We start from the raw sequence: 25,933 nt of genomic DNA, 5'->3' as shown, positions 1-25,933 counted from the left end.
GCGAGTGCATCGGGCCGGTCGGGGGCGTGCCCTCGCCGATCGACCCGATCGACTCGCCCCCCGGCTGCCGTTTCGCACCTGCCGCTGGAAGGCCCGGGACAAGTGCGCGACCGAGGAGCCACGGTCGGCCCACCGGCATCCGGCCCGAGCCGGTCGGTCGCGAGCTCTCCGCGGGGACAGGCGGCAGCGAGCGCTCAGCTCGCCGCGTAGTTGCGCAGGAAGAGTGCCTCCGCCACGGACAGCCGTTCCAGTTCCTCGGGGGACACGCTCTCGTTCACGGCGTGGATCTGGGCCTCCGGCTCGCTCAGGCCGATGAGGAGGATCTCCGCGCGCGGGTAGAGGGCGGCGAGGGTGTTGCACAGCGGGATGGAGCCGCCCTGGCCGGCGTACTGCATCTCCTGACCCGGGTACGCCACCGCCATCGCGTCGGCCATGGCCTGGTACGCCGGGCTGGACGTGTCCGCGCGGAATGCCTGGCCCTGGCCGATCTGCTCGGTGCTCACCCGCGCGCCCCACGGCGTGTGCGCCTCGATGTGCGCCTGGAGCAGCTTGGTCGCCTCGGCCGCGTCCACGCCCGGCGGCACCCGCAGGCTGATCAGCGCGCGGGCGCTCGCCTGCACGGACGGGGTGGCGCCGACGACCGGCGGGCAGTCGATGCCGAGCACGGTCACGGCCGGACGCGCCCAGATCCGGTCGGCGACCGTACCGGAGCCGATCAGCCCGACCCCGTCCAGCACCTTGGCGTCCTTGCGGAACTGCTCCTCGTCGTACTGCAGCCCGTCCCACCGCTCCTCGGCGGCCAGCCCGTCGACCGTCGTCGACCCGTCCTCCGCGCGCAGCGAGTCCAGTACGCGGACCAGCGCGGCCAGCGCGTCCGGCGCGGCGCCGCCGAACTGGCCGGAGTGCAGGTTGCCCGCGAGCGTGTCGACCTGGACGCGGAGGAGCGTCATGCCGCGCAGCGTCGAGGTCACCGTGGGCAGTCCGACACGGAAGTTGCCCGCGTCGCCGATCACGATCGTGTCGGCCTCCAGCAGCTCCGGGTGCTCCTCGGCGTACCGCTCCAGTCCGCCCGTGCCCATCTCCTCCGAGCCCTCGGCGATCACCTTGACGTGCACGGGCACACCGCCGTTGGCCCGGAGCGCGCGCAGTGCCAGCAGGTGCATGATCAGGCCGCCCTTGCAGTCGGCGGCACCGCGGCCGTACCAGCGGCCGTCCCGCTCGGTCAGCTCGAAGGGCGGGGTGGTCCAGCCGGCCTCGTCCAGCGGCGGCTGCACGTCGTAGTGGGCGTAGAGCAGCACGGTCTTCGCGCCCGCCGGGCCGGGCAGGTAGCCGTACACCGACTGCGTGCCGTCCGGGGTGTCGAGCAGCGCCACGTCCTCGAAGCCCTCGGCGCGCAGCGCGTCCGCGACCCAGCGCGCGGCGCCCTCGCTCTCACTGCGCGGGAACTGGTCGAAGTCCGCCACCGACTTGAAGGCCACCAGCTCGGTGAGTTCCGCCTTCGCCCTGGGCATCAGCGAGGCGACGGTCTCGGCGACCGGATTCGACGACATGGGCACGCTCCTCGTGGGTGCGACGTTGTACTTCTCTGTACGGGTCTGCGCGGTCGGCAGATGCCGTGTGGGCGCGTCCCGGTGTGCGGGGCGCATACGGTGCCGATCCTCCCACAGCGGCCTGCGGCGATCATCGCCGTAGGATGCGGGGGACAGATCGGCAGGCGGCGGATCGGGAGCAGTAGACCATCGTGAGCAGCGAGAACTCTTCGGCGGACGACGGGCGGCAGGTGTGGGACGTCGTCGTGGTGGGCGCGGGACCCGCGGGGGCCTCGGCGGCCTACGCGGCGGCGGTCGCGGGACGGCGTGTGCTGCTGTTGGAGAAGGCCGAGCTGCCCCGTTACAAGACGTGCGGCGGCGGGATCATCGGCCCCTCGCGCGACGCGCTGCCGCCCGGGTTCGAACTGCCGCTGCGGGACCGGGTGCACGCGGTGACGTTCGCCAACAACGGCCGCTTCAGCCGTACCCGGCGCTCCAAGCAGATGCTCTTCGGGCTGATCAACCGGCCCGAGTTCGACCAGCAGCTCGTCGAGCACGCGCAGAAGGCGGGAGCCGAGCTGCGTACGGGCGTCACGGTGTCGCGGGTCGAGCAGCATGGGGCGGCGGTGCCGGACCGGCGTACGGTCGCCGTCGTGCTGCAGGGCGGTGAGACGCTGCTGGCGCGGGCCGTGGTCGGCGCGGACGGCAGCGCCAGCCGGATAGGCGCACACGTCGGGGTCAAGCTCGACCAGGTGGATCTCGGCCTGGAGCTGGAGATCCCGGTGCCGGACACGGTCGCGGAGGACTGGCAGGGGCGGGTCCTCATCGACTGGGGGCCGATCCCGGGCAGTTACGGGTGGGTCTTCCCCAAGGGCGACACGCTGACGGTCGGGGTGATCTCCGCGCGCGGTGAAGGCGCCGCGACCAAGCGGTACTTGGAGGACTTCGTCGGGCGGCTGGGACTCGCCGGTTTCGAGCCGAGCATCTCCTCCGGGCACCTGACCCGCTGCCGCGCCGACGACTCACCGTTGTCGCGCGGGCGCGTGCTGGTGTGCGGGGACGCGGCGGGGCTGCTGGAGCCGTGGACGCGGGAGGGCATCTCGTTCGCGCTGCGGTCGGGGCGGCTCGCGGGGGAGTGGGCGGTGCGGATCGCGGAGGCGCACGACGCGGTGGACACGCGTCGGCAGGCCCTGAACTACGCGTTCGCGATCAAGGCCGGGCTCGGTGTGGAGATGGCGGTCGGCAGGCGGATGCTGACGGTGTTCGAGCGGCGGCCCGGGCTCTTCCACGCGGCGTTGACCGGGTTCCGGCCGGCGTGGAAGGCGTTCATGGACATCACGCGGGGCGCCACGTCCCTGGGCGAGATCGTCCGCACCCATCCCATGGCGCAGCGCGCCCTGACCGCGCTGGACCGCCGTCCGGTGGGCGGTGCGACGGCTGAGACCGGCGAGGTCAGCTCCTGAGGTCTGTGGCGCCGGTGTCCGTGGTGCCCGCCGGAGGAGTTGCGGCCGGAGGCGGTGCGGATGGCCGCCGATCTCGCGCCCTTCCTGCCACCCGAGGTGGGGACCGTGGAGGACCGCGGGCCGTTCTTCCGGCATGCCGTCGCTCAGCTCGCCCACATCGTCGGCCTCGTCCTTCCGCAGGAGGCCGCGCCGCGCCGGGCCGTCAGGGCAGCGGCGGCGACACCGGCGGCGACGGCAGCAAGTCCGGGTCCTGACGCAGGATCCGCGCATGCAGGGACCGGAGCGCGGGCCCCGGGTCCGCGCCCATCGTCTCCACGCCTCCCTCATCCGGTTCGTGCTGCTGCCGGTGGCGGGGCGGCCCGCGGGCGGGCGAACTGGTGGGCGCGGAGGCGGCTGCGCGCGCTGCGGGTCCGGGAGGGGGTGGGGAGAGGGAGGACGTACTTCGGGGGGAGTACGTGTGATCACCTCGCCCGGCTGACGCCGGGCGGCGTGGGGCGGTCTAGCGTGGCGGGCATGGCGGAGCAGTGGGGACGGTCTGGCGGGTGGTGGCGGCACGGGCCGCCGTGGCCGGGCCGCTGGGACGAGGAGCGGCCGGGCCGGTGGCCGTGGCGTTCCACCGTGCTGCTCACCGCCTTCGTGCTCATGGGGTCGACCTTCGCCGCGCACGCCCAGGAGGGGGAGCGGGCGGCGCTCGACCCCTTCGCGCGCGTGCTGCTGGTGGTGGCGGCGGGGGTGCTGCTGTGGCGGCAGCGGTTCCCGGTGGCCGTGGTGTTCGGCAACGCGGTGGTCGTCGCGGTGTATCTGGGCGCCGGGTATCCGTACGGGCCCGTGCTGCTCACCGTCGCCGTCGCCTGTTTCGGCGCGATCGTCGCGGGGCATCGCAGGGCCGCCTGGGCGGCGCTGGGGATGTTGTGGGCGGCGCATGTGCTGGTCGCGCACTGGCTGTACCGGTGGCTGCCGCCGTCCGGGGACGCGCCCGCCTCGTGGACGCAGGAGATCGTGACCGCCACCTGGGTGGTGGCGGTCGTGGCGCTGTCGGAGCTGGCCCGGACCCGGCGGGAGCAGTGGGCGCGGGAGCGGGCCGAGCGGGCGCAGGCGGCGCGGCGGCGGGCGGACGAGGAGCGGTTGCGGATCGCGCGCGAACTGCACGACGTGCTCGCGCACAGCATCTCCGTGATCAATGTGCAGGCGGGCGTCGGTCTCGCCCTCCTCGACAGCGACCCGGAGCAGGCGCGCACCGCGCTCTCCGCCATCAAGGACGCCAGCAAGGAGGCGCTCGGCGAGGTCCGTCAGGTGCTCGACACCCTGCGCACGCCGGGGGACGCGCCGCGCGCTCCGGCGCCCGGCCTGGACCGGCTGCCCGAGCTGGTCGAACAGGCGGCGAGCGCGGGATTGACGGTGACGGTCGAGGGCGAGGCGCCCCGTCTGCCGCCCGGGACGGACCTCGCCGCGTTCCGGATCGTCCAGGAGACCCTCACCAATGTCGTACGGCACTCCGGTTCGCGGCACGCGTGCGTGCACCTCGATCAGACGGGCGGCGCGCTGCGACTGCGCGTCGACGACGACGGACCGGCGACCGGCGCCGACGCGGGCGGCAGCGGCAACGGACTGGCCGGAATGCGGGAGCGGGCGGCCGCGCTGGGTGGCACCATCGAGGCGGGCCCGCGACCCGACGGCGGCTACCGGGTGCTCGCCACCCTGCCGCTGACGAGGAAGGACGACGACCGGTGATCCGGGTAACTCTCGCCGACGACCAGTCCCTGGTCCGGGCCGGTTTCAAGGCGTTGCTGGACGCGCAGCCGGACATCGAGGTGGCCGGGGAGGCCGCCGACGGTGAGGAGGCGCTGCGTGCGGTGCGCGAACTGCGGCCCGACATCGTCCTGATGGACATCCGGATGCCCGTCCTCGACGGCCTGGCCGCGACCCGCCGGATCATCGAGGACGCGGCTCTGAATGACGTGAAGGTGGCCATGCTGACCACCTTCGAACTGGACGAGTACGTCTTCGAGGCGATCCGCTCCGGCGCCTCCGGATTCCTGGTGAAGGACACCGAGCCGGACGAACTCCTGCGCGCGCTACGGGCGGTGGTCGCGGGCGACGCGCTGCTCTCACCGGGCGTGACACGGCGGCTGATCGCCGAGTTCGCGGCCCGCTCCAAGGAGCCCGCGGCCGCCGACGCCCTCGCCGCACTCACCGAGCGGGTGCGGGAGGTGATGGCCCTGGTCGGCATCGGCCTGTCCAACGAGGAGATCGCCCGCCGCCTGGTCGTCAGCCCCCTCACTGCGAAGACGCACGTCAGCCGCACGATGGTGAAGCTGGGCGCGCGGGACCGGGCCCAACTGGTGGTGCTGGCCTACGAGTCGGGGCTGGTGCGACCGGGCTGGCTCGGCTGAGTCGCCTGCCGGAAACGGACGAGCACGGCGATCACCCGCACGACGAACAGCACCGGCCCGAGGACCAGTCCCGCCCGGATCAGCGAGGTCTCCACCACGCCGGGCAGTGCGAAGAGCCACGCCGGACCGGCGACCGCCCCGACGACGACCGCCGCCGCGAAGGCCGCGCTGCACAGCGCGTACCCGATCTCGACGGTGATCGCATCCCGCTCGGCCTGCGTACGCCGTCCCCCGTAAGTCTCCATGACCCGCATCAAACATGCGTGCGCCCGACGGAGCAAGCAGGCCCCGCCGGGCGCACCCCGGAGACGTCCCTGGGCCCTGTCGTCACATTCCCCGTCGTCCGCCCGGAGGGCGAAGCCCGTTCGAGCGTGGGGGAGCGTGCGATCGCAAGGCGCCGGGCCGCCCGCGATGGCGAGCGTGCGTGCCAGGCCCCGCCAGCGTCCCTCGGACGCCGAGGTGGTGAGCGGAGAGGTCATGACACGGAACACTGCTACTGCATGCGCATGCATCCCAATGCAAGCACATTTAATGCTGACGCAAGGAATTCACTTCTCTGCTACGGTGCGGCCATGGCGGCGAAGAAGGCCGAGCAGGCGCTTGTGGAGCAGTGGCGGGCCATCCTGGCCCTGCACTCCCGCACGCAGTGCGAGATAGACCGCGCACTGCACCAACACGGCCTGTGCGCCAGCGACTTCGAGGTCCTCGATGTGCTCGCTTCCGGCTCCACGGCCGACACCGGCGCCTGCTCCCTCCGCGTCCAGGAGATCTCCGAGCGGGTCCACCTCAGCCAGAGCGCGCTGTCCCGGCTGATCGCCCGGTTGGAGAAGGACGGGCTCGTGGAACGCGCCATGTGCCCCGAGGACCGGCGTGGTGTCCGAGTGGCGCTCACGGCGAAGGGGCGCGCCCTGCACGGCGAGGTGCTGCCCGTGCAGCGGGCGGTGCTGTCCCGGATGCTGGCGGACTGACCCACATCACGGGGCCGGGCGTCAGCTCCAGACGATCCCGGACTTCTCCCGCCACAGATCGGCCAACGCGCTGTCCCCGCCGACCTCGGGGAACGGCTGCCGGTTCCAGAGCGAGAGATACAGCCGTACGGCCGGTCCGCCGATCTCGCAGTCGGCGGCACCGGCGTCGTCCCGTACCGTCACCGGCGGTTCCGTGGACAGCCGTACGGTCCACACCGCGTCGTCCACGTCGGTCGCCCGCACCCGCAGCACCCGGGGCTCCTCGGTGCGCACGGCACTCTTGCGGCGGGCGTGGAAGACGCGCAGCAGTTCGTCGATGCCGTCCACCGCGAAGTCGCGGGCGATCTCCGCGTTCGCACCGCCGCGCGCCGCCTCGGCGTCGACGCGGTGCACCGTCGTCTCGTGCGCCTGCCGCCGCGCCCAGCACGCGAGCGGGGTCGGGGCGGGCAGCACCTGCCAGCACCGCACGTCGGGTGGCGCGGCGGTGAGGGTGTCGACGAGTCGGCGGTGCCCTTCCCGATACCAGGTCAGCAGGTCCTCGCCGTCCAGGTCGGGCAGTTCGCCTCCGGGCTGGTACGAGGTCCGCGCCTCGGCGACGAAGCCGGTCGCCCAGCGGTGCACCATGCCGGTGTGCCGCAGCAGATCCCTGACCTGCCAGTCCGGGCAGGTCGGCACCTTGGCGTCGGTCCCGGCCTCGGCGGCGGCCGTGGCAAGCAACCGGCCCTCGCGGTCGAGGGTGCTGATGAAGTCGGCGGTCTCCATGCCGATGAGTCTGCCGTATGGAGTGCGGTCGAGGGGGAGCGTTTTTCTCGGCTAACGCCCCGAGTTGCGGGCTTTCTCGTCAGCCCCCGGCCATCCTGCGCGTGGCGAACCCGATGTGCGGGCGGCCCGAGCAGCATCCCGCCGTGTCCGGGTGTCGAGGCGGTGGCGACGCCGCCGGGACCGGCGGGCGCGCCCGCACGTTCGACGGCGACGGGGAGGAGCTTGGCGAGGGCCAGCCCGGCGACCGCGAAGCCGAGGCGTGCGTTGTGTGCGGCACGGAATGAGGTCGGTTCGATGGTCCTCGCCGTCCGCAGACCGGGCCGTGTGCTGCCGGGGAACGGACCCGCCACCGTCGCCGACGCGCTCGGGGCGTGTCACCGCGGGGCCGGAGAACCCCACCCGACCACCGGGTGAATGACCGAATCGGCGGTGTGGTTAGCATATGAGCGCCACCTAGCTCGAAAGATAGGCCCGTGACTGTCAACGACGACTCGTTCACCAACTGGAAGAACCGCGAGGAGATCGCGGAGTCGATGATTCCGATCATCGGGAAGCTGCATCGCGAGCGGGATGTCACCGTCCTGCTGCACAGCCGCTCCTTGGTGAACAGGTCGGTCATCAGCATCCTCAAAGCCCACCGGTTCGCCCGCCAGATCGCCGGTGCCGAGCTCTCGGTCACCGAGACGATGCCGTTCCTGCAGGCGCTCACCACCCTCGACCTCGGCCCCTCCCAGATCGACATCGGCATGCTCGCCGCCACGTACATGGCCGACGACCGCGGCCTGAGCGTCGAGGAGTTCACCGCCGAGGCCGTCGCCGGTGCCACCGGCGCCAACAGGATCGAGCGCCGCGAGCCGCGCGACGTCGTCCTCTACGGCTTCGGCCGCATCGGTCGCCTCGTCGCCCGCCTGCTGATCGAGAAGGCGGGCTCCGGCAACGGCCTGCGGCTGCGCGCCATCGTCGTCCGGGGCGGCGGCGGGCGGTCCGGCGAGGACCTCGTCAAGCGTGCCTCGCTGCTGCGCCGCGACTCCATCCACGGCCAGTTCCAGGGCACGATCACCGTCGACGAGGCGAACAGCACGATCCTCGCCAACGGCAACGAGATCAAGGTGATCTACTCCGACGACCCGACGTCGGTGGACTACACGGCGTACGGCATCAAGGACGCCATCCTCATCGACAACACCGGCAAGTGGCGCGACCGCGAGGGCCTGTCCAAGCACCTCCAGCCGGGCATCGCCAAGGTCGTGCTGACCGCCCCCGGCAAGGGCGACGTCCCCAACATCGTGCACGGCGTCAACCACAACACCCTCAAGCCGGACGAGGACATCCTGTCCTGCGCGTCCTGCACCACCAACGCGATCGTCCCGCCGCTGAAGGCGATGGACGACGAGTTCGGCGTGCTGCGCGGCCACGTGGAGACGGTCCACTCGTTCACCAACGACCAGAACCTGCTGGACAACTACCACAAGGCCGACCGCCGGGGCCGTTCCGCGCCGCTCAACATGGTCATCACCGAGACCGGCGCCGCCTCCGCCGTCGCCAAGGCGCTGCCCGACCTCAAGACGAAGATCACCGGCAGCTCGATCCGCGTGCCGGTGCCGGACGTCTCGATCGCGATCCTCAACCTGCAACTCGCCCGCGAGACCACCCGCGAGGAGGTCCTCGACCACCTCCGCGAGGTGTCGCTGACCTCGCCGCTCAAGCGCCAGATCGACTTCATCACCGCCCCCGACGCGGTCTCCAGCGACTTCATCGGCTCGCGCCACGCCTCGATCGTCGACGCCGGCGCCACCAAGGTCGAGGGCGACAACGCGATCCTCTACCTCTGGTACGACAACGAGTTCGGCTACTCCTGCCAGGTCGTCCGCGTCGTCCAGCACGTCTCCGGGGTCGAGTACCCGACCTATCCGGCACCGGTCGCCTGATCCGGGCACGGGCCCGGCCGGTTGCCGCGGCCCGTGGCCCGATCCCGACGCCGACCCGCGGGCTACCTCGGCCCGCCGGCCGGCATCGGGATCTCGAAGTGCACCGTCGCGACGCCCGGACCGTGTTCACCCGTGGTCCGGGCGTCGAAGATCTCCTTGGCCAGGCCGCGCCAGAACGGCTCCGAGCCCTCGACGTTGACGTTGGTGTGGAGATAGATGCGCTCGTAGCCGGGCGTGTCGGCGACGAAGTCGCAGGCGGTCTCGACCAGGGTGCGGGCGAGTCCGCGCCGCCGGTGGTCGGGGTGGACGTACACGCGGACCAGTTGGGCGGTGCTGCCCGACGGGTACTGCTCGGCGAGCCGGCGCGGGTGCGGCGGATGGGCGGGCCCCGCCGAGCGGACGCCGGTCGTGGCGACGACCTCGCCGTCCAGCACCGCGACCAGGAGCAGATGGCGGGGGTCGTCCAGGTACGTGCCCTCGATGTCCAGCACGTCCCGGTGCCACTGGGGTACGTACCCGTACCCGAACTCCCGGTAGAAGGTGTCGAGCATGACGCGGCGTGCGCCCTCCACGTCGGCCGGGGTCGCGGGGCGCACGGTGTACGCGTGGTGCTGGGTGTTGCTCACGGGGGCTCTCCTGTTTCTCTGGCGTGCTCCGGCCGATGTGTGCGTCACCCTAGCAGCTAGATGAAAACCGTTTTCACCTGCGGGTGACGGCCCGTCATCGTGCTGACGGCTCCGGCAGCCCCGGCCCCGTACACCTCACATCCCCCGCCGGAACCGCCCCGCCGACCAGATACGCCGCCACCGTGTCGTCCACGCACGTGTTCCCCCGGCTGGCGAACACACCGTGCGAGTAGTCGTTCTCCAGCGTCACCAGCCGCGAGCCGGGCAGGAGCCGTCGTAGTTCCCGCGCCCCCGCGACGGGTGTGACGGGGTCGTGCGCCGAGGCCACCAGCAGCAGCGGTGGCGCGTCCGGGCTGCCGAGGGGGGTGCGGTGGGCGGGTCGGTACCGCCAGTACGCGCAGGTCGACGCCTCCATGCCGGTCAGGACCGGCTGGGGGTCGACACGGCGGATGCGGCGGATGTCCGTCAGGACGCGGGCCGGCGTGGGCGCGGGCCCGTCCGCGCACTTGACGATCCGGTTCGCCGCCTCGTAGTTGCGCGAGGACGCGCTCTCGAAGGGTGAGGCCGGGCGCAGGCCCGTCACCGTGCCGTCCCGCAGATAGGCACGCAGACCGTCGGCGAGTCCCGACCAGCGTTCGGTGCGGCCCAGCGCGCGGTAGACGGCCCGGTCGAACTCCGCCGCACCGAAACCCTCCACCGGCCGCTCCGCCAGCCCGCGCCGCACCCGCAGATAGGCCTCACGGACGTCCGCCGTTCGACCGCCCAGCCCGAAGCGGTCCGCGTGCGCGGCCGTCCAGGCGTAGAACGTGTCGCGCTGCCGCAGCAGCGCCCGGCTCTGGACGACGTCGAAGGCGTACCAACTCCACGGCCCCACCACGCTGTCGAGGACCATACGGCCCACCCGGTGCGGGAACAGGGCCGCGTACGCCGCGCCGAGATAACTGCCGTACGACACACCCAGGAAGCTCGTCGACGGCTCTCCGAGCGCGGCCCGGACGGCGTCCATGTCGTGCGCGGTCTGCTCGGTGGACAGATACGGCAGGACGCCGGACGCGCCCCTGGCGCAGTCGTCGGCCATGTCGCGGAGCGAGGCGAGATAGGCGCGTTCCGCGGTCGGGCCCACCGGCACCGGGTCCGCGCCCGGGCTGTCGAAGAGGCCGCCCATCGGACCGCAGTCGGCGGGGGCGCTGTGGCCGACGCCGCGCGGGTCGAAGCCGATGACGTCGTACGAACGCCGCACGCTCTCAGGGAGTCTGACGCGCTTCGTCACCGCGTAGGGCAGCCCGGAGCCGCCCGGTCCGCCGGGGTTGACCAGCAGGATGCCACGCCGTTCGGCGGGCGTGCCCGTGGCGGGGACGCGGGAGACGGCTATCTCGACACGCCGTCCCTGTGGACGGTTCCAGTCGAGCGGTACGGCGATGGTGCCGCACTCGACGCGGTCCGGCGCGGGCGGGGCGGGCACGGAGTCCGGGCAGGCGCCGAAGCGGAGGCCGGGGGTGGGGGCGGCCTGCGCCGGGTTCGCGGGGAAGAGGGTCGCGGCGCCGGCCGCGAGGGCGCACAGCAGGGCCGTGCGGCGTGAGGGGAGAGGCACGGAGCACTCCGGACAAGTGTCGGATGATCAGATGACAATGGGAATCATTGTCGCTACCGTTGCCTGCGCACAACCCGGCGCCCTGCCCGAACAGGGGCCCCGTCGGGCTGCCCTGACATCAGAACTACTGCGCCTGAAAAGGGGAGTTGTGGGTCATCTGCTGGTGGTCGAGAGCTGGGTCGGCTCGATGAGCAGGCTGCTGCCGCGCGCGATTCGGGAGGACGGTCACGAGTTCACGTTCCTCACTCGCGACCTGCACCACTATCTGCGGTCGGCGCCGGAGGGAACGGCGCATCCGCTGCTGGGCGCCCGCAACATCGTCACCGCCGACACCAACGACCCCGAGGCACTGCTGCCCGAGGTCGAACGGCTGCACGCGGTGCTGGGCTTCGACGGCGTGCTCACATCCTGCGACTACTACCTGCCGACAGCGGCCCGGATCGCCGGACGCCTCGGCCTGCCCGGGCCCGGCCCGGAAGCGGTCGGGAACGCCTGCCGCAAGGACGCCACCCGCCGCATCCTCGCCGACGCCGGACTGCCCCAGCCGCGCTTCGCCGTCCACGAGGAGTGGGCGGACATCGCCCGGGCCGCACGGGAGATCGGCTACCCGCTGGTCGTCAAGCCCGTCGACCTGTGCGCGGGCATGTACGTACGGCGCGTGGACAACGAGGCGGAACTCGCCGCCGCCTTCCGGGCGCTGGCCGACTTCCCGGTCAACGCGCGCGGACAGCGGCGGGCGCCCGTCGTGCTCCTTGAGGAACTGCTGGACGGGCCCGAGGTGAGCGTCGAGACCGTCTCGCACGGCGGCGCGGTGCACGTCGTCGGCGTGACCGACAAGAGCATCGGCGGCGCGCCCGCCTTCATCGAGACCGGCCACATGTTCCCGGCCGCCCTCAGCCCCGCCGACACCGAGGCCGCCGAGCAGACCGCGCTGGGTGCCCTGAAGGCGCTCGGGCTGACCGACGGCGTGGTCGCGCACACCGAGGTCAAGCTGACGTCCGCCGGGCCGCGGGTCGTCGAGGTCAACCCGCGCCCCGCGGGCAACCGCATCACCGAGCTGGTCCGCCATGTCACCGGCATCGACCTCGCCGCCGCCTTCGTCGACGTCGCCCTCGGCCGCACCCCCGACCTGCGCCGCACCGACACGGGGCTGCGCAGCGCCGCCATCGGCTTCCTCGTGCCGGACACCGCGGGCACCCTCGAAGCCCTCGACGGCACCGGACTCCACGACGCCCCCGGCGTGCTGGAGGTCCAGCTCGCCGAGCCGGGCAGGACGGTGAAGGCGGCCGGCAGCAACAACGAGTACCTCGGACACGTCATGGCCGGTGACGCCGACGGGCCCGGCGCCCGCGACCGCGTCGAGGCCCTGCTGGCCAAGCTGCGCGCCGGGCTGGTGATCCGATGACCGTCGACATGGCGACGTACCGGACACTCACCGACCTCGTGGACCGCGTCCGGGCCGGAGAACTCGGCCCCGACCCCGCCACGCAGCGGATCGCCGTCGCCTTCACCACCCGGCAGGCCGTACGGCACTCCGGGCGTGGCACCGGCTACCGCAACGAGGTCCTCAGCCTGCGCCTCGCCGAGGCCGTCGGCTCCTGCGCCGTCGAACCCGGGGCGCTGCCCGAGACCGCCCTCGACGACTGTGTGGGCGCGGACGTGGCCCGGCTGCTGGACCACCCGCTGCTGCCGGTGCGCGTGGCGGCGCTCGACGCCTATCTGATGCAGGTCACCCCGCACACGCCCGACCACGGGGCGGACCCGGTGCGACTGCCCGCCGGGTCCTCGCTGGCGAAGTCGCGGGCCCGCGCGCGTGCCGTCGTGGAGCTGCTCGATCTGCCGGCCGGGGCGACCGTGCTGGTCGTCGGGGTCGTCAACTCGCTGCTGGAGGCGCTGCGTGCACGCGGGATCGGCTACATACCCTGCGACCTCAAGGGCGGGGTCACCGAGTGGGAGGAGCCGGTCGTCACGGACGCCCTCGGCGCCGCCGACCGCTGCGACGCGCTGCTCGTCTCCGGAATGACGCTGGGCAACGGCACCTTCGACCCGTTGCGCACGCACGCGCTGCGGCACGGCAAGCAGCTCGTGATGTTCGCCCAGACCGGCAGTGCCGTCCTGCCCCGCTTCCTCGGTCAGGGTGTGAGCGCGGTGTGCGCGGAACCGTACCCCTTCTTCTGGCTGGACGGCGGGCCCGGCGTCATCCACCGCTACCGTGAGGGCGACCGATGACCACGACCGCCGTACGCGCCCCGGCGCGCCCTGAGCTGCTCGACCTCCTCGGTCGTACGCCGGTCGTCCGGATCGGCGCCGAACTGCCCGGCCCGCACCCCGGTTTCTGGGCCAAGCTCGAAGGGCTCGCGGCGGGCGGGATGAAGGCGCGGGCCGCCGTGTCGATGATGCTCGGCGCCCGCGAGCGCGGCGAGCTGCGGCCCGGGGCGCCGGTCGTGGAGTCGACGTCCGGGACGCTCGGCCTCGGCCTCGCCTTCGCGGGACAGGCCCTCGGCCACCCCGTGGTGCTGGTCGGCGACAGCGAACTGGAGCCGTCCATGCGGCAGTTGCTGCGCGCCCACGGCGTGCGGCTGGAGATCGTCGACCGGCCCGCCCCGCAGGGCGGCTGGCAGGCGGCCCGCCTCGCCCGGCTGCGGGAGCTGCTCGCCGACCTGCCCGACGCGTACTGGCCGGACCAGTACAACAACCCCGACAACACCGCCGGTTACGCCTCACTCGCCGCCGAACTCGCCGTCCAGCTCGACCATCTGGACGTCCTGGTGTGCAGCGTCGGCACCGGCGGCCACAGCGCCGGCCTCATCGGCCCGCTGCGCCGGCACTGGCCGGCCCTGCGGCTGATCGGCGTCGACGCGACCGGCTCGACGATCTTCGGCCAGCCCGCCCGGCCCCGGCTGATGCGCGGCCTGGGCAGCAGCATCCATCCGCGCAACGTCGCCTACGACGCCTTCGACGAGGTGCACTGGGTCGGCCCCGCCGAGGCGGTGGACAGCTGCCGCCGACTCGCCCGGGGCGCTTTCGTCACCGGCGGCTGGAGCACCGGCGCGGTCGCGCTCGTCGCCGCCTGGGCGGCCCGCGTCCACCCGGGCGCGGTGGTCGCCACCGTCTTCCCCGACGGCCCGCACCGCTACCTCGGCACGGTCTTCGACGACGACTTCACCACCGCGCACGGCATCGACCCCGCCACCGCGGCCCGGCGGCCCGTCGAGATACCCCACCCGCGCGCCGCCGAGGCCACCGGATGGGTGCGCTGCACCCGTGTCACCGACCCGCTCGACTCCCCGGAAGTACACCAGTGAAGGCCACCCGGCTGAAGGCCACCCAGCGCACCGTACGCCTCGACCTCACCGAGCCGCTGCGCATCTCCCGCTCCACCATGTCCGCACGCGACGCCGTGTGGCTGACCATCGGACACGAGGGGCTGTACGGCCATGGAGAGGCCGTCAGCAGCGTGTACTACGGCCTCGACGCCGACCGGCTCGGACGGCTCATCGCGGCCGTCGACCTGCACCGCTTCACCGAGCCGGAGAGCGCCCTTGAGGCGCTGCGGGCAGGGGAGCTGGCCGGGGACACTCCGCCCGCCGTCACCGCTGCCGTCGAGTCCGCGCTCCTCGACCTGGTCGGCCGGCGGACGGGCACCCCCGTCCACCGTCTCCTCGGCGCCGCTGCCGCCCCCGTGGCCGCCACCGCCCGCACCATCGGCATCTGCGCGCCCCTGCACGCCGCCGCCGAGGCCAGGCGCCTGGCCGCCGCCGGTTTCGAGGTCATCAAGGTCAAGGCGGGCACCCCCGACCCCGAGGACGACATCGAGCGGGTCCGCGTCGTCCGCGACGCCGCTCCGCGCGCCCGGCTGCTCCTCGACCCCAACGGGGCCTGGACGCCGACACAGGCCGACGCCCTGCTCAGGAGATTCGCCGACCTCGGCGTCGAAGCCGTCGAACAGCCCCTCGCCCCCGGCGACCCGGAGACGCTGGGCGCCCTCGCCGAGCGCTCCCCCCTGCCGGTCATCGCCGACGAGGACGCCGTGAGCCTCGACGACGCCCGCCGCCTCGCCGGACGCGTGCACGGCGTCAACGTCAAGCTCGCCAAGTGCGGCGGCGTCCACGCGGCCCTGCGCATCGCCGAGGCCATCGAGGGCAGCGGCACCGCGCTGATGCTCGGCTGCCTCACCGCCAGCACCCTCGGGCTCGCCCCCGCCGTCCACCTCGCCGACCGCGCCCGCTGGGCCGACCTCGACGGACACCTGCTGCTCGCGCACGACCCGTGGACCGGCATCGGCGGCGCCGACGGCTTCGTCCGCGCAAGCGACCTGCCGGGGCTCGGCATCGAGGAGGTGGCGCGTGAAGACGTGGCATGAGATGCGCCGGTTCCCGCTCGCCGTACGCCTCCTGCTGGTCAACCAGCTCGGCGTCAACACCGGCTTCTACCTCCTCATCCCCTACCTCGCCACCCACCTCACCGAGAACCTCGGCATGTCGGCGGCCGTCGTCGGCATCGTCCTCGGCGTGCGCAACCTCAGCCAGCAGGGCCTGTTCATCATCGGCGGCTCCGCCGCCGACCGGCTCGGCGCCCGGGGCGTCATCATCGCCGGGTGCGCATTGCGGACCGTCGGGTTCGGGCTGTTCGCGCTCGGCGACGGGCTGGCCGTACTGCTCGCCGCGTCCGTGCTGAGCGGTCTTGCCGGAGCGCTGTTCAACCCCGCCGTGCGGGCCTACCTCGCCCAGGAGTCGGGGGAGCGCAAGGCGGAGGCGTTCGCGCTGTTCAACGTGTTCGCCACGACCGGCGCGCTGATCGGACCGCTGCTCGGCAGCCTGCTCCTGCTCGTCGACTTCCGCACCTCCGCTCTGACCGCCGCCGCGATCTTCGCGGTCCTCACCGTCGCGCAGGCCCTGGTCCTGCCCGCGCGGAAGGTCGAGCCGAGCAAGGGCGGGGTTCTCGCCGACTGGCGGGAGGTCGTCGGCAACCGCGCGTTCCTGGCGTTCGCGCTGGCCATGGTCGGCATGTTCACCCTGGAGAACCAGCTCTACCTGCTGCTGCCGTCCGGCGCCCGGCAGGCCACCGGCTGGGACGGCGCGGCCGGCCTGGTCTTCCTCGTCGGCACCCTCGTCAACCTCACCCTGCAACTGCGCCTCACCCGCGCCCTCAAGCAGCGCGGCAGCAGGGCCCGCTGGATCTGCGCAGGCCTGACGCTGATGGGCCTGGCCTTCCTGCCGCCGGCCACCGTGGCGCACACCACCTCCGCCGGGTTCCTCGACGTCGTACCGGTCCTGCTCGGCACCCTGATGCTCTACGTCGGCATCATGATCGCCTCCCCGTTCGTGATGGAGCTGATCCCCGGCTTCGGCCGCCCCGAGCTGACCGGCACCTACTACGGGATCTTCTACGTCGTCTCCGGCATCGCCGCCGCCCTCGGCAACACCGTCGTCGGCTGGGCCATGGACACCGGCGAGGACGGCGCCTCCTGGCTGCCCTGGGTGTGCTGCGCCTGCTTCGGGCTGGCCTCCGCGCTCGGCGTGGCCCTGCTGCACCGGCGGAACGCGCTGCCGACCCCGTCGAAGACGGCCGTACCGGCCCCGGCCTGAGGAGCTGTCCATGACCACTGCCGCCAACCTCCTCACCGACAACCCCGAGCTGTACGAGGCCCGCTTCCCCGACCCCGACCGGCTGGCCGGGCGCTGGACCGAGGACTGCCTGCGGCGGTACGGCGCCGGACCGCGCGTCCTGGACCTGGGCTGCGGCACCGGGCGCGACGCCGCCCATCTGCACGCCGCCGGACGCCGGGTGACCGGCGCGGACCTCTCCGAGGCGATGCTCGCCCACGCGCGTGTCCACCACCCCGGGCCCGCGTACGTCCGCGCCGACCTGCACGGCTTCGATCTGGGCCGGGGCGCGTTCGACGCGGTGGTGTGCCTGGACAGCGCGCTGCTGTACTGCCACACCAACGACCAGCTCGACGGTTTTCTGACCTCGTGCCGCCAGGCCCTCGCGCCGGGGGGCCTGCTGGTCGCGGAGATGCGCAACGGCGCCTACTTCCTGGGCCGCACGGACCTGCTCGATGCGCCGAAGGTCAACTCCTTCACCTGGCGGGGCACGGAGTACCGCTCCACCACCACCCTCACGGTGGACCGCACGGCCCAGCTCCTGCGCCGGGTGCGGGTGTGGACCGCGGACGACGGATCGCCGCCCGTTCAGCAGCGCTCCGCCTGGCGGCTGCTCTTCCCGCAGGAGCTGCGGTACGTACTGGCCGCGCACGGTTTCGAGGTGCTCGATCTCCACGACGGGCCGGGCCCGCGCACGGAGCCCGCCTGGCGCGAGGGCCGCTTGCCCGGCATGACGACCGACGCCGACCGGCTGCACGTCGTCGCGCGCCTCACCACCCCCCACTGACCTGTCCCTCTCTCCCCAAGGACCACTCATGCACGACGAACGCTTCGCAGGCCTGCGCCGCCGCGGCTTCCTCGCCGCCACCGGCGCCGCCTCCCTCGGCGCCCTGGCCCTCACCGGCTGCGGCTCCTCCGACAGCCCCGCCACGAGCGAGGGCGACGGCAAGCCCAAGCGCGGCGGACGGCTGCGTGCCGCCTTCGCCGGGGGCGGCGCCAGCGAGACCCTCGACCCGCACCTGGCCAACCTCTTCGTGGACGCGGCCCGCGCCAAGGCGCTGTTCGACAAGCTCGCCGACTACGGCCCCGACCTGGCCGCCGAACCCCGCCTCGCCACCAAGTGGGAGGCGAACAAGACCCTCGACCGCTGGCAGGTCACCCTGCGCGAGGCCACCTTCCACGACGGCAAGCCGGTCACCGCCGCCGACGTCCTCTACAGCTACCGCCGCATCGCCGACCCCAAGCAGGCGTTCCGCGCCAAGGCGTCCCTGGAACCCATCGACCTCGACGCCAGCCGCGCCACCGGCGAGCGGAGCGTCGAGTTCGTCCTCAAGCGGCCGACCGCCGAATTCCCCAACGTGCTGGCCGCGTTCGGCGCGTACATCGTCCCCGAGAACGCGTCGGACTTCGACAAGAAGCCGATCGGCTCCGGCCCGTTCCGGTTCGTCTCCTTCGCCCCCGGCCGCTCGGCCGTGTTCCGCCGCTACGACGACTACTGGGAGGGCGCCCCCCACCTCGACGAGCTGGAGTTCGTCGTCGCCAACGAGGAGTCCGCCCGTGTCAACGCCCTGCTCGGCGGTCAGGTCGAGTACGCGCACGAGCTCAACCCGACCACCGCGCGCGCCCACGAGAACCAGGGCCAGATCGAGATCGTCCGGTTGCGCAACAGCGCCATGCAGGCGTTCGTGATGAAGACCGACCGGCCGCCCTTCGACGACAAGCGGGTCCGGCAGGCGTTCTTCCTCATCGCCGACCGCAAGGAACTCGTCGACGGCGCGCTGTCGGGCGCGGGCGAGATCGGCAACGACCTGTTCGGCAAGGGCTACGAGTACTACGCCGACGGCCTCCCGCAGCGCGAACAGGACCTCGACAAGGCCCGCGCCCTGCTCAAGCAGGCCGGCGCCGACAACCTGAAGGTCACCCTCGACACCTCGGCCGTCGCCGCCGGGTTCACGGAGGCGGCCAGCATCTTCCGCGACCAGGCGAAGAAGGCGGGCGTCACCATCGAGGTGAAGATGGGCAGCAAGGACTCCTACTGGAGCGACATCCTCGACTCCGGCACCCTCGCCTGCTACCGCTCCGGCGCCATGCCCATCGAGGCGCACATCTCCCAGCGGCTGCTCAGCGACTCCACCACCAACGCCACCAAGTGGCAGCACAAGGACTTCGACGCGCTCTACCAGCAGGCCCAGTCCACCCGGGACAAGACCGAACGGGCCGCGGTCTACGAGCGCATGCAGCGCCGCCTGTACACCGAGGGCGGCTTCCTGGTGTGGGGCTTCGCCGACTGGATCCTCGGAACGGCCCGCAACGTGAAGGGAGTCGAGCGCGACGCGCCCGCCAACACCCTCGACTGGGCGCGCTTCGACAAGGTATGGCTCGGGTGAGCGGACTGCGCTCCTTCGTCGCCCGGCGGCTGCTCCTCGGCGTCGCGCAGACCGTGGCCGTCGTGCTGCTGGTCTTCGCGCTCACCGAGGCGCTGCCGGGCGACGCCGCGGTCGCCCTGGCCGGCGACCAGCCCGACCCGGCGCGTATCGCGGCGATCCGCGAGGCCATGCAGCTGGACCGGCCGGCGTACGAGCGGCTGGCCGACTGGGCGGCGGGCCTGCTGCACGGCGACTTCGGCACCTCGCTGGCCTCCGGCCGACCGGTCAGCCAGTACATCACCGACGGGTTCGGCCCCACGCTCTTGCTGGCCGCGCTCACCGTGGTCCTGCTGGTGCCGCTCGGTTTCGGCCTCGGTGTGCTGGCCGCCCGGCACGAGGGGCGGCTGATCGACCGGCTGGTCAGCTCGGTGACGCTCGCCGTGTACGCCGTCCCGGAGTTCGCGCTGGGTGTGCTGCTGGTCAGCGTGCTGGCACTCCAGCTGGGCTGGCTGCCGCCGACCGCCGTCGGCTACGGCACCGACCTGCTCGCCCATCCGGCCGCGCTGGTCCTGCCCGTGCTCGTGCTGCTCTCCCGGCCCGTCTGCTCGCTGTCCCGCCTGGTGCGGGCCGGCATGGTCGACGCCCTGGCCGCCCCGTACGCGGTGCACGCCCGCCGCTACGGCGTCACCGGCGCCCGCGTCCGCTACGCGCACGCCCTGCCCAACGCCCTCGCCCCGGCCGCGCAGCAACTCGCCCGCACCATCGACTGGTTGCTGTGCGGCGTCATCGTCGTGGAGGCCCTCTACGTGATCCCCGGACTGGGCACGGTCCTGCTCAACGCCGTCGCCGAACGGGACGTGCCGGTGGTGCAGGGCCTGGCCGTGGTCTTCGGCGTCCTGACCGTCGTACTCAATCTTGGTGCCGACCTCGTCGCCCACAGGTTCGCACCGCGAGCGGGGGTGGCCGCGTGAGGTCCCGATTCGCGCTCGGTACGGCCGTCATCTGCGTGCCGGTCGTACTCGCCCTGCTGGGGCCGCTGTTCGCGGGCGAACCGGACCCGCGCGGGATGTCCTTCGCGCTCGGCGACGGGCACTGGCTCGGCACCGACTTCGTCGGACGGGACGTCTGGCAGCAGGTGCTGCACGGCGGCCGCCCGGTCGTGGTGACCGCGCTCGCCGCGACCGCGCTGGCCTACGCCGTGGCGATACCCCTAGGGCTGCTCAGTGCGCTCACGCACCGGCGCTGGCTGGAGGAACTCCTGATGCGGCCCCTGGACGTGCTGCTCGCCGTGCCGTCGCTGCTGCTGATCCTGCTGGTGGCATCGGTGTTCGAGCCCGGCGCGGTCGGGCTCGCGCTGCTCGTGGCCGTGGTCAACATCCCGGACGCCGCCAGGATCGTCCGCGCCGCCGCCGCGGAGGCCGCCGCCCGGCCCGCCGTCGAGGCGCTGCGCATGCAGGGCGAGACCTGGTGGCGCATGGCCGTCGGCTATGTCGGCCGCGCCACCCTGCGCACCCTCGCCGCCGACGCGGGAGTGCGGCTCACCGGCGTGCTCTACCTGGTGGCGACGGCCGCCTTCCTCGGCGTCGGAGTCGCCCCGGACGCCGCCGACTGGGCGGTCATGGTCGACCGCAACCGCACCGGCCTCGCCGTGCAGCCCTGGGCCGTCGTGGTGCCCGCCCTGCTGATCGTCGCCCTGACGATGGGCAGCAACCTGCTCTTCGACGCCGCACTGGACAAGCGCAGCACACAGAAGGAACGACAGCCGTGAACGACGTGCTGAAACAACCGGACCCCGTCGCCCAGATCGCGAACCTGCGCGTCGAGATCGACGGCAGGGCCATCGTCGACGGCGTCGACCTGCGGGTCCTGCCCGGCGAGGTCACCGCGCTCGTCGGCGCCTCGGGCAGCGGCAAGACCACCACCGGCCTCGCGCTGCTCGGGGAGTACCCGCCGGGCGCCCGGGTCACCGGTGACGTACGCGCACCGGCGGGCGTCGGCTATGTGCCCCAGCATCCGGCAGCCGTGCTCAACCCCGCCCGCCGCGTGTCGGCGCTCCTGTACGACATCGCCCGCGACCGGGTACGGGACCTGCCCCGCCGTGAGCGGAAGGCGGCGGCCCGCGCACACGTCCTGCAAGCGCTGGCCGACGCACAACTTCCGGACGCCGAGGCCCTGCTGGACCGCTACCCGCACCAGTTGTCCGGCGGCCAGCAGCAGCGCGTCGTCCTCGCCCAGGCGCTCCTGCTCGGCGCCCGCGTCATCGTCGCGGACGAACCCACCACCGGTCAGGACGCCCTGACCAAGAGCCGGATCGTCGACGAGCTGTCGGCGGTGGCGGCGAAGGGCATCGCGGTGGTCCTGCTCAGCCACGACCTCGATGTCGTGCGGGCCCTCGCCGACGACGTCCTGGTCATGCGCGCCGGGCAGGTCGTCGAGTCGGGCCCGCCCGAGCGGCTGTGGCTCGCCCCGCGTCACGAGTGGACACGCCGTCTGCTGGACGCGCAGGCGCCCGCGGCCACGGACGAGGCCGCCCCGGACCACACCGAGGCCCTGTGCGTAAGGGACTTGACGGCCCGTCACCGCGATGGGGGCCGCGATGCCACGGTGGCGGTCCGTGTCCCGGAGCTCACCCTCCGCGCGGGCGAGTGCCTGGCCGTCGTAGGCCGTTCCGGCAGCGGCAAGTCCACCCTGGCCCGCTGTCTGGCGGGGCTCCACCGCGACCACAGCGCGGAGATCCTGCTCGACGGCCGTGCCCTGCCGCGCAGCCTGCGGCAGCGTGACCGTGAGCAACTGGCGGCGGTGCAGTACGTCTTCCAGGACGCCCGCGCCGCCTTCGACGAGTACCGCCCCGTCCTCGCCCAGGTCGCCCGTACGGCCGTACGCCTGCGCGGCGTCGACGAGCGGACCGCTCGCGCGGAGGCACTCGCCACGCTCAGCCGCCTCGGCCTCCCGGAGGAACTGGCCGGCCGCCGCCCCGCCCGGCTCTCCGGCGGCGAACTCCAGCGTGCCGCCCTCGCCCGCGCCCTGCTCGCCCACCCCCGGGTCCTGATCTGCGACGAGATCACCTCCGGCCTCGACACCGTCACCCGCCGCGGCATCCTCGACGTGCTGGCCGGTCTGCTGAGGGACCGCGACGACCTCTCCCTCGTCCTGATCACCCACGACCTGGACACCGCCCGCCTGGCCCACCGCATCGCCGTCCTGGACGCGGGCGAACTGGTCGAGCAGGGACCGGCCGACCAGGTGCTCGGCGCGCCACGGCACCCCTTCACCGCGTCCCTCACGGAGACCACCGCGCGTCTGGCGGCCGGGACCTGACGGCGCGTCGGCGTCACCGCCCGGAAACGCGCCGTTCCCCGTGGCCGTCACCTCCCGGGCAACTTGCCTTGCCCGGCGGGCCGTTGTTAACTCGGGCGGTGCTGTGTCGTCAACTCGGGCAACGGTGGCCGTTGCCTGCGGCTCGGACGCTCGCGGGCATGACAACGACCTCGTACAGAGCCGGACTGTCGCGTGCCGCAGCGGCCACCGCCGCCGCCCTGGCCCTCCTGGCCGCCCCGTCCGGGCAGGCCGCCGCCGCCGACCCGGCCCTGCCCCTGGGCGACGCCGACCTGGCGGAGACCCGTACCACTCAGTCCCTGGCCGACGGTGTCACCCTCACCCGTGTCGTCCGGGGCACCGAGCCCGCTCCGGCCGACCAGATCGAGACCACGACCCGCGGCCCCTGGGTGGTCAACGTCCTGACCATCGACCCGCGCAAGACCCGTGGCCACCTGGAGGCCACCTACGGCCCCGATCTCGCCCGCACCGAGAAGACCACCGACCTCGTCCGCGCCACCGGGGCACTCGCGGGCGTCAACGGCTCGTTCTTCACCTTCACCGCCAGCCGCCAGTACCCGGGCGACCCGGTCGGGCTCGGTCTGTACGGCGGCAAGTTGCTCAGCGAGCCGACCCGTGACCCCGCCGAGGTCGATTTCGTCGTCGACTCGCGCAGCGACCGGGTCCTGATGGGCAAGCTGAGCTGGTCCGGCAGCGTGCAGAACCGCGAGACCGGGGCGAGCCTGCCGCTGGAGTTCCTCAACCACCCGCCGGTCGTCCCCGCCGGGTGCGCCGCCCTCACGGACCAGACCGCGTGCACCCAGCCCGGTGACGTCGTCCGCTTCACGCCCGAGTTCGCCGCGGCCACCCCGTCCGGCGCGGGTGTCGAGGTCGTCCTCGACCGGCGCGGCTGTGTGGTCCGCACCGCGACGACCCGGGGCACCGAGCTGACCGCCGGTCAGACGTCCCTCCAGGCGACCGGCCGTGAAGCGGCCACCCTGGCGCAGGTGGCGGGGAACGGCTGCCTGCGGACGACGTCCGTCCTCGTCGACGAGAAGGGCGACAGGCTCCCGCTGCGCAAGAGCCTGTCCGGCGTCAACGGCCGCTACCGGCTGACCGCCGACGGCCAGATCGTCGTACCGGACGGTTCGGGCGGCTTCTTCGCCCGCAACCCCCGCACCGTCGCCGGTACGACGAAGGACGGCCGGATCGTCCTCGCGACCATCGACGGCCGGATGACGAGCAGCGTCGGCACCACCATGGACGAGACCGCCGCCGTCGCCCACGCGCTGGGCCTGCACGACGCGGTCAACCTCGACGGTGGCGGCTCCACCGCCATGTCCGTGCGGGGCGAGCTGGTGAACCGGCCGAGCGGCACGACCGAGCGGCGCGTCGGCGACGCGCTGGTCTTCCGCGACTGACCCTGCCCGCTACGTCGCCGACCGGCCGAGCCGTGGCGCCCGGCCGGTCAGCCGAGGGCCTTGTCCAGGTTGAACGCCGCGCTGATCAGCGCGAGATGGGTGAACGCCTGCGGGAAGTTGCCCTGCTGCTCGCCGGTGTGGCTGATCTCCTCGGCGTACAGGCCGAGATGGTTGGCGTAGGTGAGCATCTTCTCGAACGCCAGCCGTGCCTCGTCCACCCGCCCGGCGTGCACCATGGCCTCGACGTACCAGAACGAGCAGATCGAGAACGTGCCCTCGTCGCCGCGCAGTCCGTCGGGGCTGGCCACCGGGTCGTAGCGGTAGACCAGCGAGTCGGACACCAGGTCCTGGGTGAGGGCGTCCAGTGTGGACAGCCACTTGGGGTCGGTGGGCGCGATGAACTTCGTCAGCGGCATCATCAGCACCGCCGCGTCGAGCACCTCGTCGTCCTCGTGCTGGACGAACGCCTGCCGCCGCTCGGACCAGCCACGGCTCATGATCCGCCGGTAGATCGTGTCGCGGGCGCCCCGCCACCGGACCAGGTCGGCGGGCAGACCGCGCCGGTTGGCCATCCGGATGGCGCGTTCGATCGCCACCCAGCACATCAGCCGTGAGTACAGGAAGTTCTTGCGGCCGCCGCGGGTCTCCCAGATGCCCTCGTCCGGCTGGTCCCAGTGCTCGCACACCCAGTCGACCAGCGAGCAGACGTCGTCCCACTGGCCGCTGGAGATCGGCTGCGCCCACTTGTCGTACAGGTAGATGGAGTCGATCAGCGCGCCGTAGATGTCGAGCTGGAGCTGCTCGGCGGCGGCGTTGCCGACCCGCACCGGCGTCGAGCCGTGATGCCCCTCCAGGTGGATGAGTTCACGCTCGGGCAGATCGGTGCGGCCGTCGATGCCGTACATGATCTGCAGCGGGCCCGACGGCTTGCCGTCGCCCGGACTGATGTGCCGGGTCACGAACTTCATGAACTCGGCGGCCTCGCCGGTGAAGCCCAGCCGCAGCAGCGCGTACACGCAGAAGGCGGCGTCGCGCACCCACACGTACCGGTAGTCCCAGTTGCGTTCGCCGCCGAGCTGCTCGGGCAGGCTCGTGGTCGGCGCGGCCACGATCGCGCCGGTGGGCGCGTAGGTGAGCAGCTTCAGGGTGAGCGCCGAGCGGTGCACCATCTCCCGCCAGCGGCCCCGGTACTTGGAGGCGGACAGCCACCGCCGCCAGTACGCCACCGTCGCCGCGAACTGCAGCTCCGCCTCCATGCTCGGGCACCCTCGTGGCGCCACATCGCCGCCGACCTGGTCCAGCGCGAACACCGCACACTCACCTTCGGCGAGCTTGAAGTCGGCGCGTGCGTCGAGCCCGTCGGCCTCCAGGGGGACCGTGGCGGTGAGCCCCAGCGACAGCTCGGCGGAGTCGAACACCGCAACGTCGCCGACCATGCGCAGGGTGTGCGGCTGGGCGCCGTAGTCGAACCGGGGCGCCACTCGTGCGCGGAACGGGATGGAACCGCGTACGCACAGCACCCGCCGGATCAGCCGGTGCCGTTCGGCCTCGACCGACTCGCCGCTGATCGGCATGAAGTCCTGCACCTCGCCGACGCCGTCCTCGGTGAAGAAACGGGTGATCAGGACATTGGTGTCGGGGAAGTAGAACTGCTTGCTCTTCGCGGGCACGGCCGCCGCCAGCTCGAAACAGCCGCCGCGCTCCGTGTCCAGGATCGCCGCGAAGACGCTGGGCGCGTCGAACGCCCCGCAGCAGTACCAGTCGATCGTGCCGTCGGTGCCCACCAGGGCAACGCTGCGCAGGTCGCCGATCAGCCCGTGCTCGGCGATCGGCAGATACCCGGAGTGCCCGGTCGCCCCGCCGCTCGGTGTTCCGACCATCGCCGCCTCCCAGACCGGCCCTACAGCGCTTCCAGCTTAGGCGGGATCGAACGGGTGGGCGGGGTGAACGAGGAGGTCCGGTGGA

22 protein-coding genes and 1 pseudogene are annotated in these 25,933 nt (G+C 72.8%); 16 read left to right on the top strand and 7 right to left on the bottom strand.

Features of this window, described 5'->3' with window-relative positions; genetic code table 11:
* Positions 1-194: 194 nt before the first annotated feature.
* Positions 195-1,550 carry a dipeptidase gene (locus tag KWI83_RS11875; RefSeq protein WP_218514286.1) on the bottom strand — a complete coding sequence of 452 codons (1,356 nt, stop codon included), beginning with the start codon at positions 1,548-1,550 and terminating at the stop codon, positions 195-197.
* 191 nt (positions 1,551-1,741) lie between these two features.
* On the opposite strand from KWI83_RS11875, the gene KWI83_RS11870 reads away from it, so the two are divergent.
* The 3 genes from KWI83_RS11870 to KWI83_RS11860 all read left to right on the top strand — a co-directional run bounded on the left by KWI83_RS11870 (position 1,742) and on the right by KWI83_RS11860 (position 5,385).
* Entirely contained in the window at positions 1,742-2,992 is a 1,251-nt protein-coding gene (locus KWI83_RS11870) for a geranylgeranyl reductase family protein (protein WP_218514285.1), read from the top strand.
* Positions 2,993-3,505: 513 nt separating this feature from the next.
* Positions 3,506-4,723 (top strand): sensor histidine kinase, encoded by a 1,218-nt coding sequence (locus tag KWI83_RS11865; RefSeq protein WP_218514284.1) that lies wholly within the window; start codon positions 3,506-3,508, stop codon positions 4,721-4,723.
* On the top strand, positions 4,720-5,385 hold the full coding sequence (locus tag KWI83_RS11860) for a response regulator transcription factor (protein WP_218514283.1): 666 nt from the start codon (positions 4,720-4,722) through the stop codon (positions 5,383-5,385). The genes KWI83_RS11865 and KWI83_RS11860 overlap by 4 nt, the downstream gene beginning before the upstream one ends.
* Here KWI83_RS11860 and KWI83_RS11855 read toward each other — a convergent pair.
* Positions 5,346-5,630, bottom strand: coding sequence for a DUF6332 family protein (locus tag KWI83_RS11855; RefSeq protein WP_218514282.1), 285 nt, complete (start codon positions 5,628-5,630; stop codon positions 5,346-5,348). The genes KWI83_RS11860 and KWI83_RS11855 overlap by 40 nt on opposite strands.
* Positions 5,631-5,957: 327 nt before the next feature.
* Here KWI83_RS11855 and KWI83_RS11850 point away from each other — a divergent pair, with 327 nt between their 5' ends.
* A complete protein-coding gene (locus KWI83_RS11850) occupies positions 5,958-6,353 on the top strand; it encodes a MarR family winged helix-turn-helix transcriptional regulator (RefSeq protein ID WP_218514281.1) in 396 nt (131 codons plus the stop codon).
* A gap of 21 nt (positions 6,354-6,374) precedes the next feature.
* On the opposite strand, the gene KWI83_RS11845 is transcribed toward KWI83_RS11850, so the two are convergent.
* Both KWI83_RS11845 and KWI83_RS38420 read right to left on the bottom strand, forming a co-directional pair.
* On the bottom strand, positions 6,375-7,115 hold the full coding sequence (locus KWI83_RS11845) for a maleylpyruvate isomerase family mycothiol-dependent enzyme (RefSeq protein WP_218514280.1): 741 nt from the start codon (positions 7,113-7,115) through the stop codon (positions 6,375-6,377).
* 116 nt (positions 7,116-7,231) lie between these two features.
* Positions 7,232-7,378, bottom strand: a pseudogene (locus KWI83_RS38420) (MFS transporter); the annotation flags it as partial.
* A 210-nt stretch (positions 7,379-7,588) separates the two neighbouring features.
* Between KWI83_RS38420 and KWI83_RS11840 the strand changes: the two are divergent.
* On the top strand, positions 7,589-9,043 hold the full coding sequence (locus tag KWI83_RS11840) for a glyceraldehyde-3-phosphate dehydrogenase (protein ID WP_218514279.1): 1,455 nt from the start codon (positions 7,589-7,591) through the stop codon (positions 9,041-9,043).
* 62 nt (positions 9,044-9,105) lie between these two features.
* On the opposite strand, the gene KWI83_RS11835 is transcribed toward KWI83_RS11840, so the two are convergent.
* Together KWI83_RS11835 and KWI83_RS11830 are read right to left on the bottom strand one after the other, a co-directional pair.
* Positions 9,106-9,594: a GNAT family N-acetyltransferase gene (locus tag KWI83_RS11835; RefSeq protein ID WP_218514527.1), complete on the bottom strand. Its 489-nt coding sequence runs from the start codon at positions 9,592-9,594 to the stop codon at positions 9,106-9,108.
* Between the two features lie 169 nt (positions 9,595-9,763).
* Positions 9,764-11,260: an alpha/beta hydrolase gene (locus KWI83_RS11830; RefSeq protein WP_218514278.1), complete on the bottom strand. Its 1,497-nt coding sequence runs from the start codon at positions 11,258-11,260 to the stop codon at positions 9,764-9,766.
* Positions 11,261-11,408: 148 nt separating this feature from the next.
* Between KWI83_RS11830 and KWI83_RS11825 the strand changes: the two genes are divergently transcribed.
* The 11 genes from KWI83_RS11825 to KWI83_RS11775 all read left to right on the top strand — a co-directional run bounded on the left by KWI83_RS11825 (position 11,409) and on the right by KWI83_RS11775 (position 23,968).
* The gene (locus KWI83_RS11825; RefSeq protein WP_218514277.1) at positions 11,409-12,665 is read left to right on the top strand and encodes an ATP-grasp domain-containing protein; all 1,257 of its coding nucleotides are present in this window, start codon (positions 11,409-11,411) and stop codon (positions 12,663-12,665) included.
* Complete coding sequence (locus tag KWI83_RS11820; protein ID WP_218514276.1) at positions 12,662-13,489, top strand: Rossmann-like domain-containing protein; 828 nt, start codon at positions 12,662-12,664, stop codon at positions 13,487-13,489. Before KWI83_RS11825 ends, KWI83_RS11820 begins: the two co-directional genes overlap by 4 nt.
* Positions 13,486-14,565: a PLP-dependent cysteine synthase family protein gene (locus KWI83_RS11815; protein ID WP_218514275.1), complete on the top strand. Its 1,080-nt coding sequence runs from the start codon at positions 13,486-13,488 to the stop codon at positions 14,563-14,565. The genes KWI83_RS11820 and KWI83_RS11815 overlap by 4 nt, the downstream gene beginning before the upstream one ends.
* A gap of 11 nt (positions 14,566-14,576) precedes the next feature.
* A complete protein-coding gene (locus tag KWI83_RS11810; RefSeq protein WP_218514526.1) occupies positions 14,577-15,623 on the top strand; it encodes a mandelate racemase/muconate lactonizing enzyme family protein in 1,047 nt (348 codons plus the stop codon).
* Entirely contained in the window at positions 15,607-16,848 is a 1,242-nt protein-coding gene (locus KWI83_RS11805; RefSeq protein ID WP_218514274.1) for an MFS transporter, read from the top strand. The genes KWI83_RS11810 and KWI83_RS11805 overlap by 17 nt, the downstream gene beginning before the upstream one ends.
* A gap of 10 nt (positions 16,849-16,858) precedes the next feature.
* Entirely contained in the window at positions 16,859-17,653 is a 795-nt protein-coding gene (locus tag KWI83_RS11800) for a bifunctional 2-polyprenyl-6-hydroxyphenol methylase/3-demethylubiquinol 3-O-methyltransferase UbiG (RefSeq protein ID WP_218514273.1), read from the top strand.
* 28 nt (positions 17,654-17,681) lie between these two features.
* A complete protein-coding gene (locus KWI83_RS11795) occupies positions 17,682-19,253 on the top strand; it encodes an ABC transporter substrate-binding protein (protein ID WP_218514272.1) in 1,572 nt (523 codons plus the stop codon).
* The gene (locus KWI83_RS11790; RefSeq protein WP_218514271.1) at positions 19,250-20,203 is read left to right on the top strand and encodes an ABC transporter permease; all 954 of its coding nucleotides are present in this window, start codon (positions 19,250-19,252) and stop codon (positions 20,201-20,203) included. Before KWI83_RS11795 ends, KWI83_RS11790 begins: the two co-directional genes overlap by 4 nt.
* Complete coding sequence (locus KWI83_RS11785; RefSeq protein WP_218514270.1) at positions 20,200-21,000, top strand: ABC transporter permease; 801 nt, start codon at positions 20,200-20,202, stop codon at positions 20,998-21,000. The genes KWI83_RS11790 and KWI83_RS11785 overlap by 4 nt, the downstream gene beginning before the upstream one ends.
* Positions 20,997-22,550, top strand: a complete 1,554-nt coding sequence (locus KWI83_RS11780) for an ATP-binding cassette domain-containing protein (protein ID WP_308122032.1) — start codon at positions 20,997-20,999, stop codon at positions 22,548-22,550. Before KWI83_RS11785 ends, KWI83_RS11780 begins: the two co-directional genes overlap by 4 nt.
* A 158-nt stretch (positions 22,551-22,708) precedes the next feature.
* On the top strand, positions 22,709-23,968 hold the full coding sequence (locus tag KWI83_RS11775; protein ID WP_218514269.1) for a phosphodiester glycosidase family protein: 1,260 nt from the start codon (positions 22,709-22,711) through the stop codon (positions 23,966-23,968).
* A gap of 47 nt (positions 23,969-24,015) precedes the next feature.
* On the opposite strand, the gene KWI83_RS11770 is transcribed toward KWI83_RS11775, so the two are convergent.
* Positions 24,016-25,848 carry a glycoside hydrolase family 15 protein gene (locus KWI83_RS11770; RefSeq protein ID WP_218514268.1) on the bottom strand — a complete coding sequence of 611 codons (1,833 nt, stop codon included), beginning with the start codon at positions 25,846-25,848 and terminating at the stop codon, positions 24,016-24,018.
* Positions 25,849-25,933 lie beyond the last annotated feature (85 nt).

Origin of the sequence: Streptomyces sp. TRM70350, from assembly GCF_019219825.1 — a bacterium.
Classification (GTDB): Bacteria; Actinomycetota; Actinomycetes; order Streptomycetales; family Streptomycetaceae; genus Streptomyces.
The sequence above is the reverse complement of the archived record's forward strand: the minus strand, read 5'-3'. Positions and strand labels throughout refer to the sequence as shown.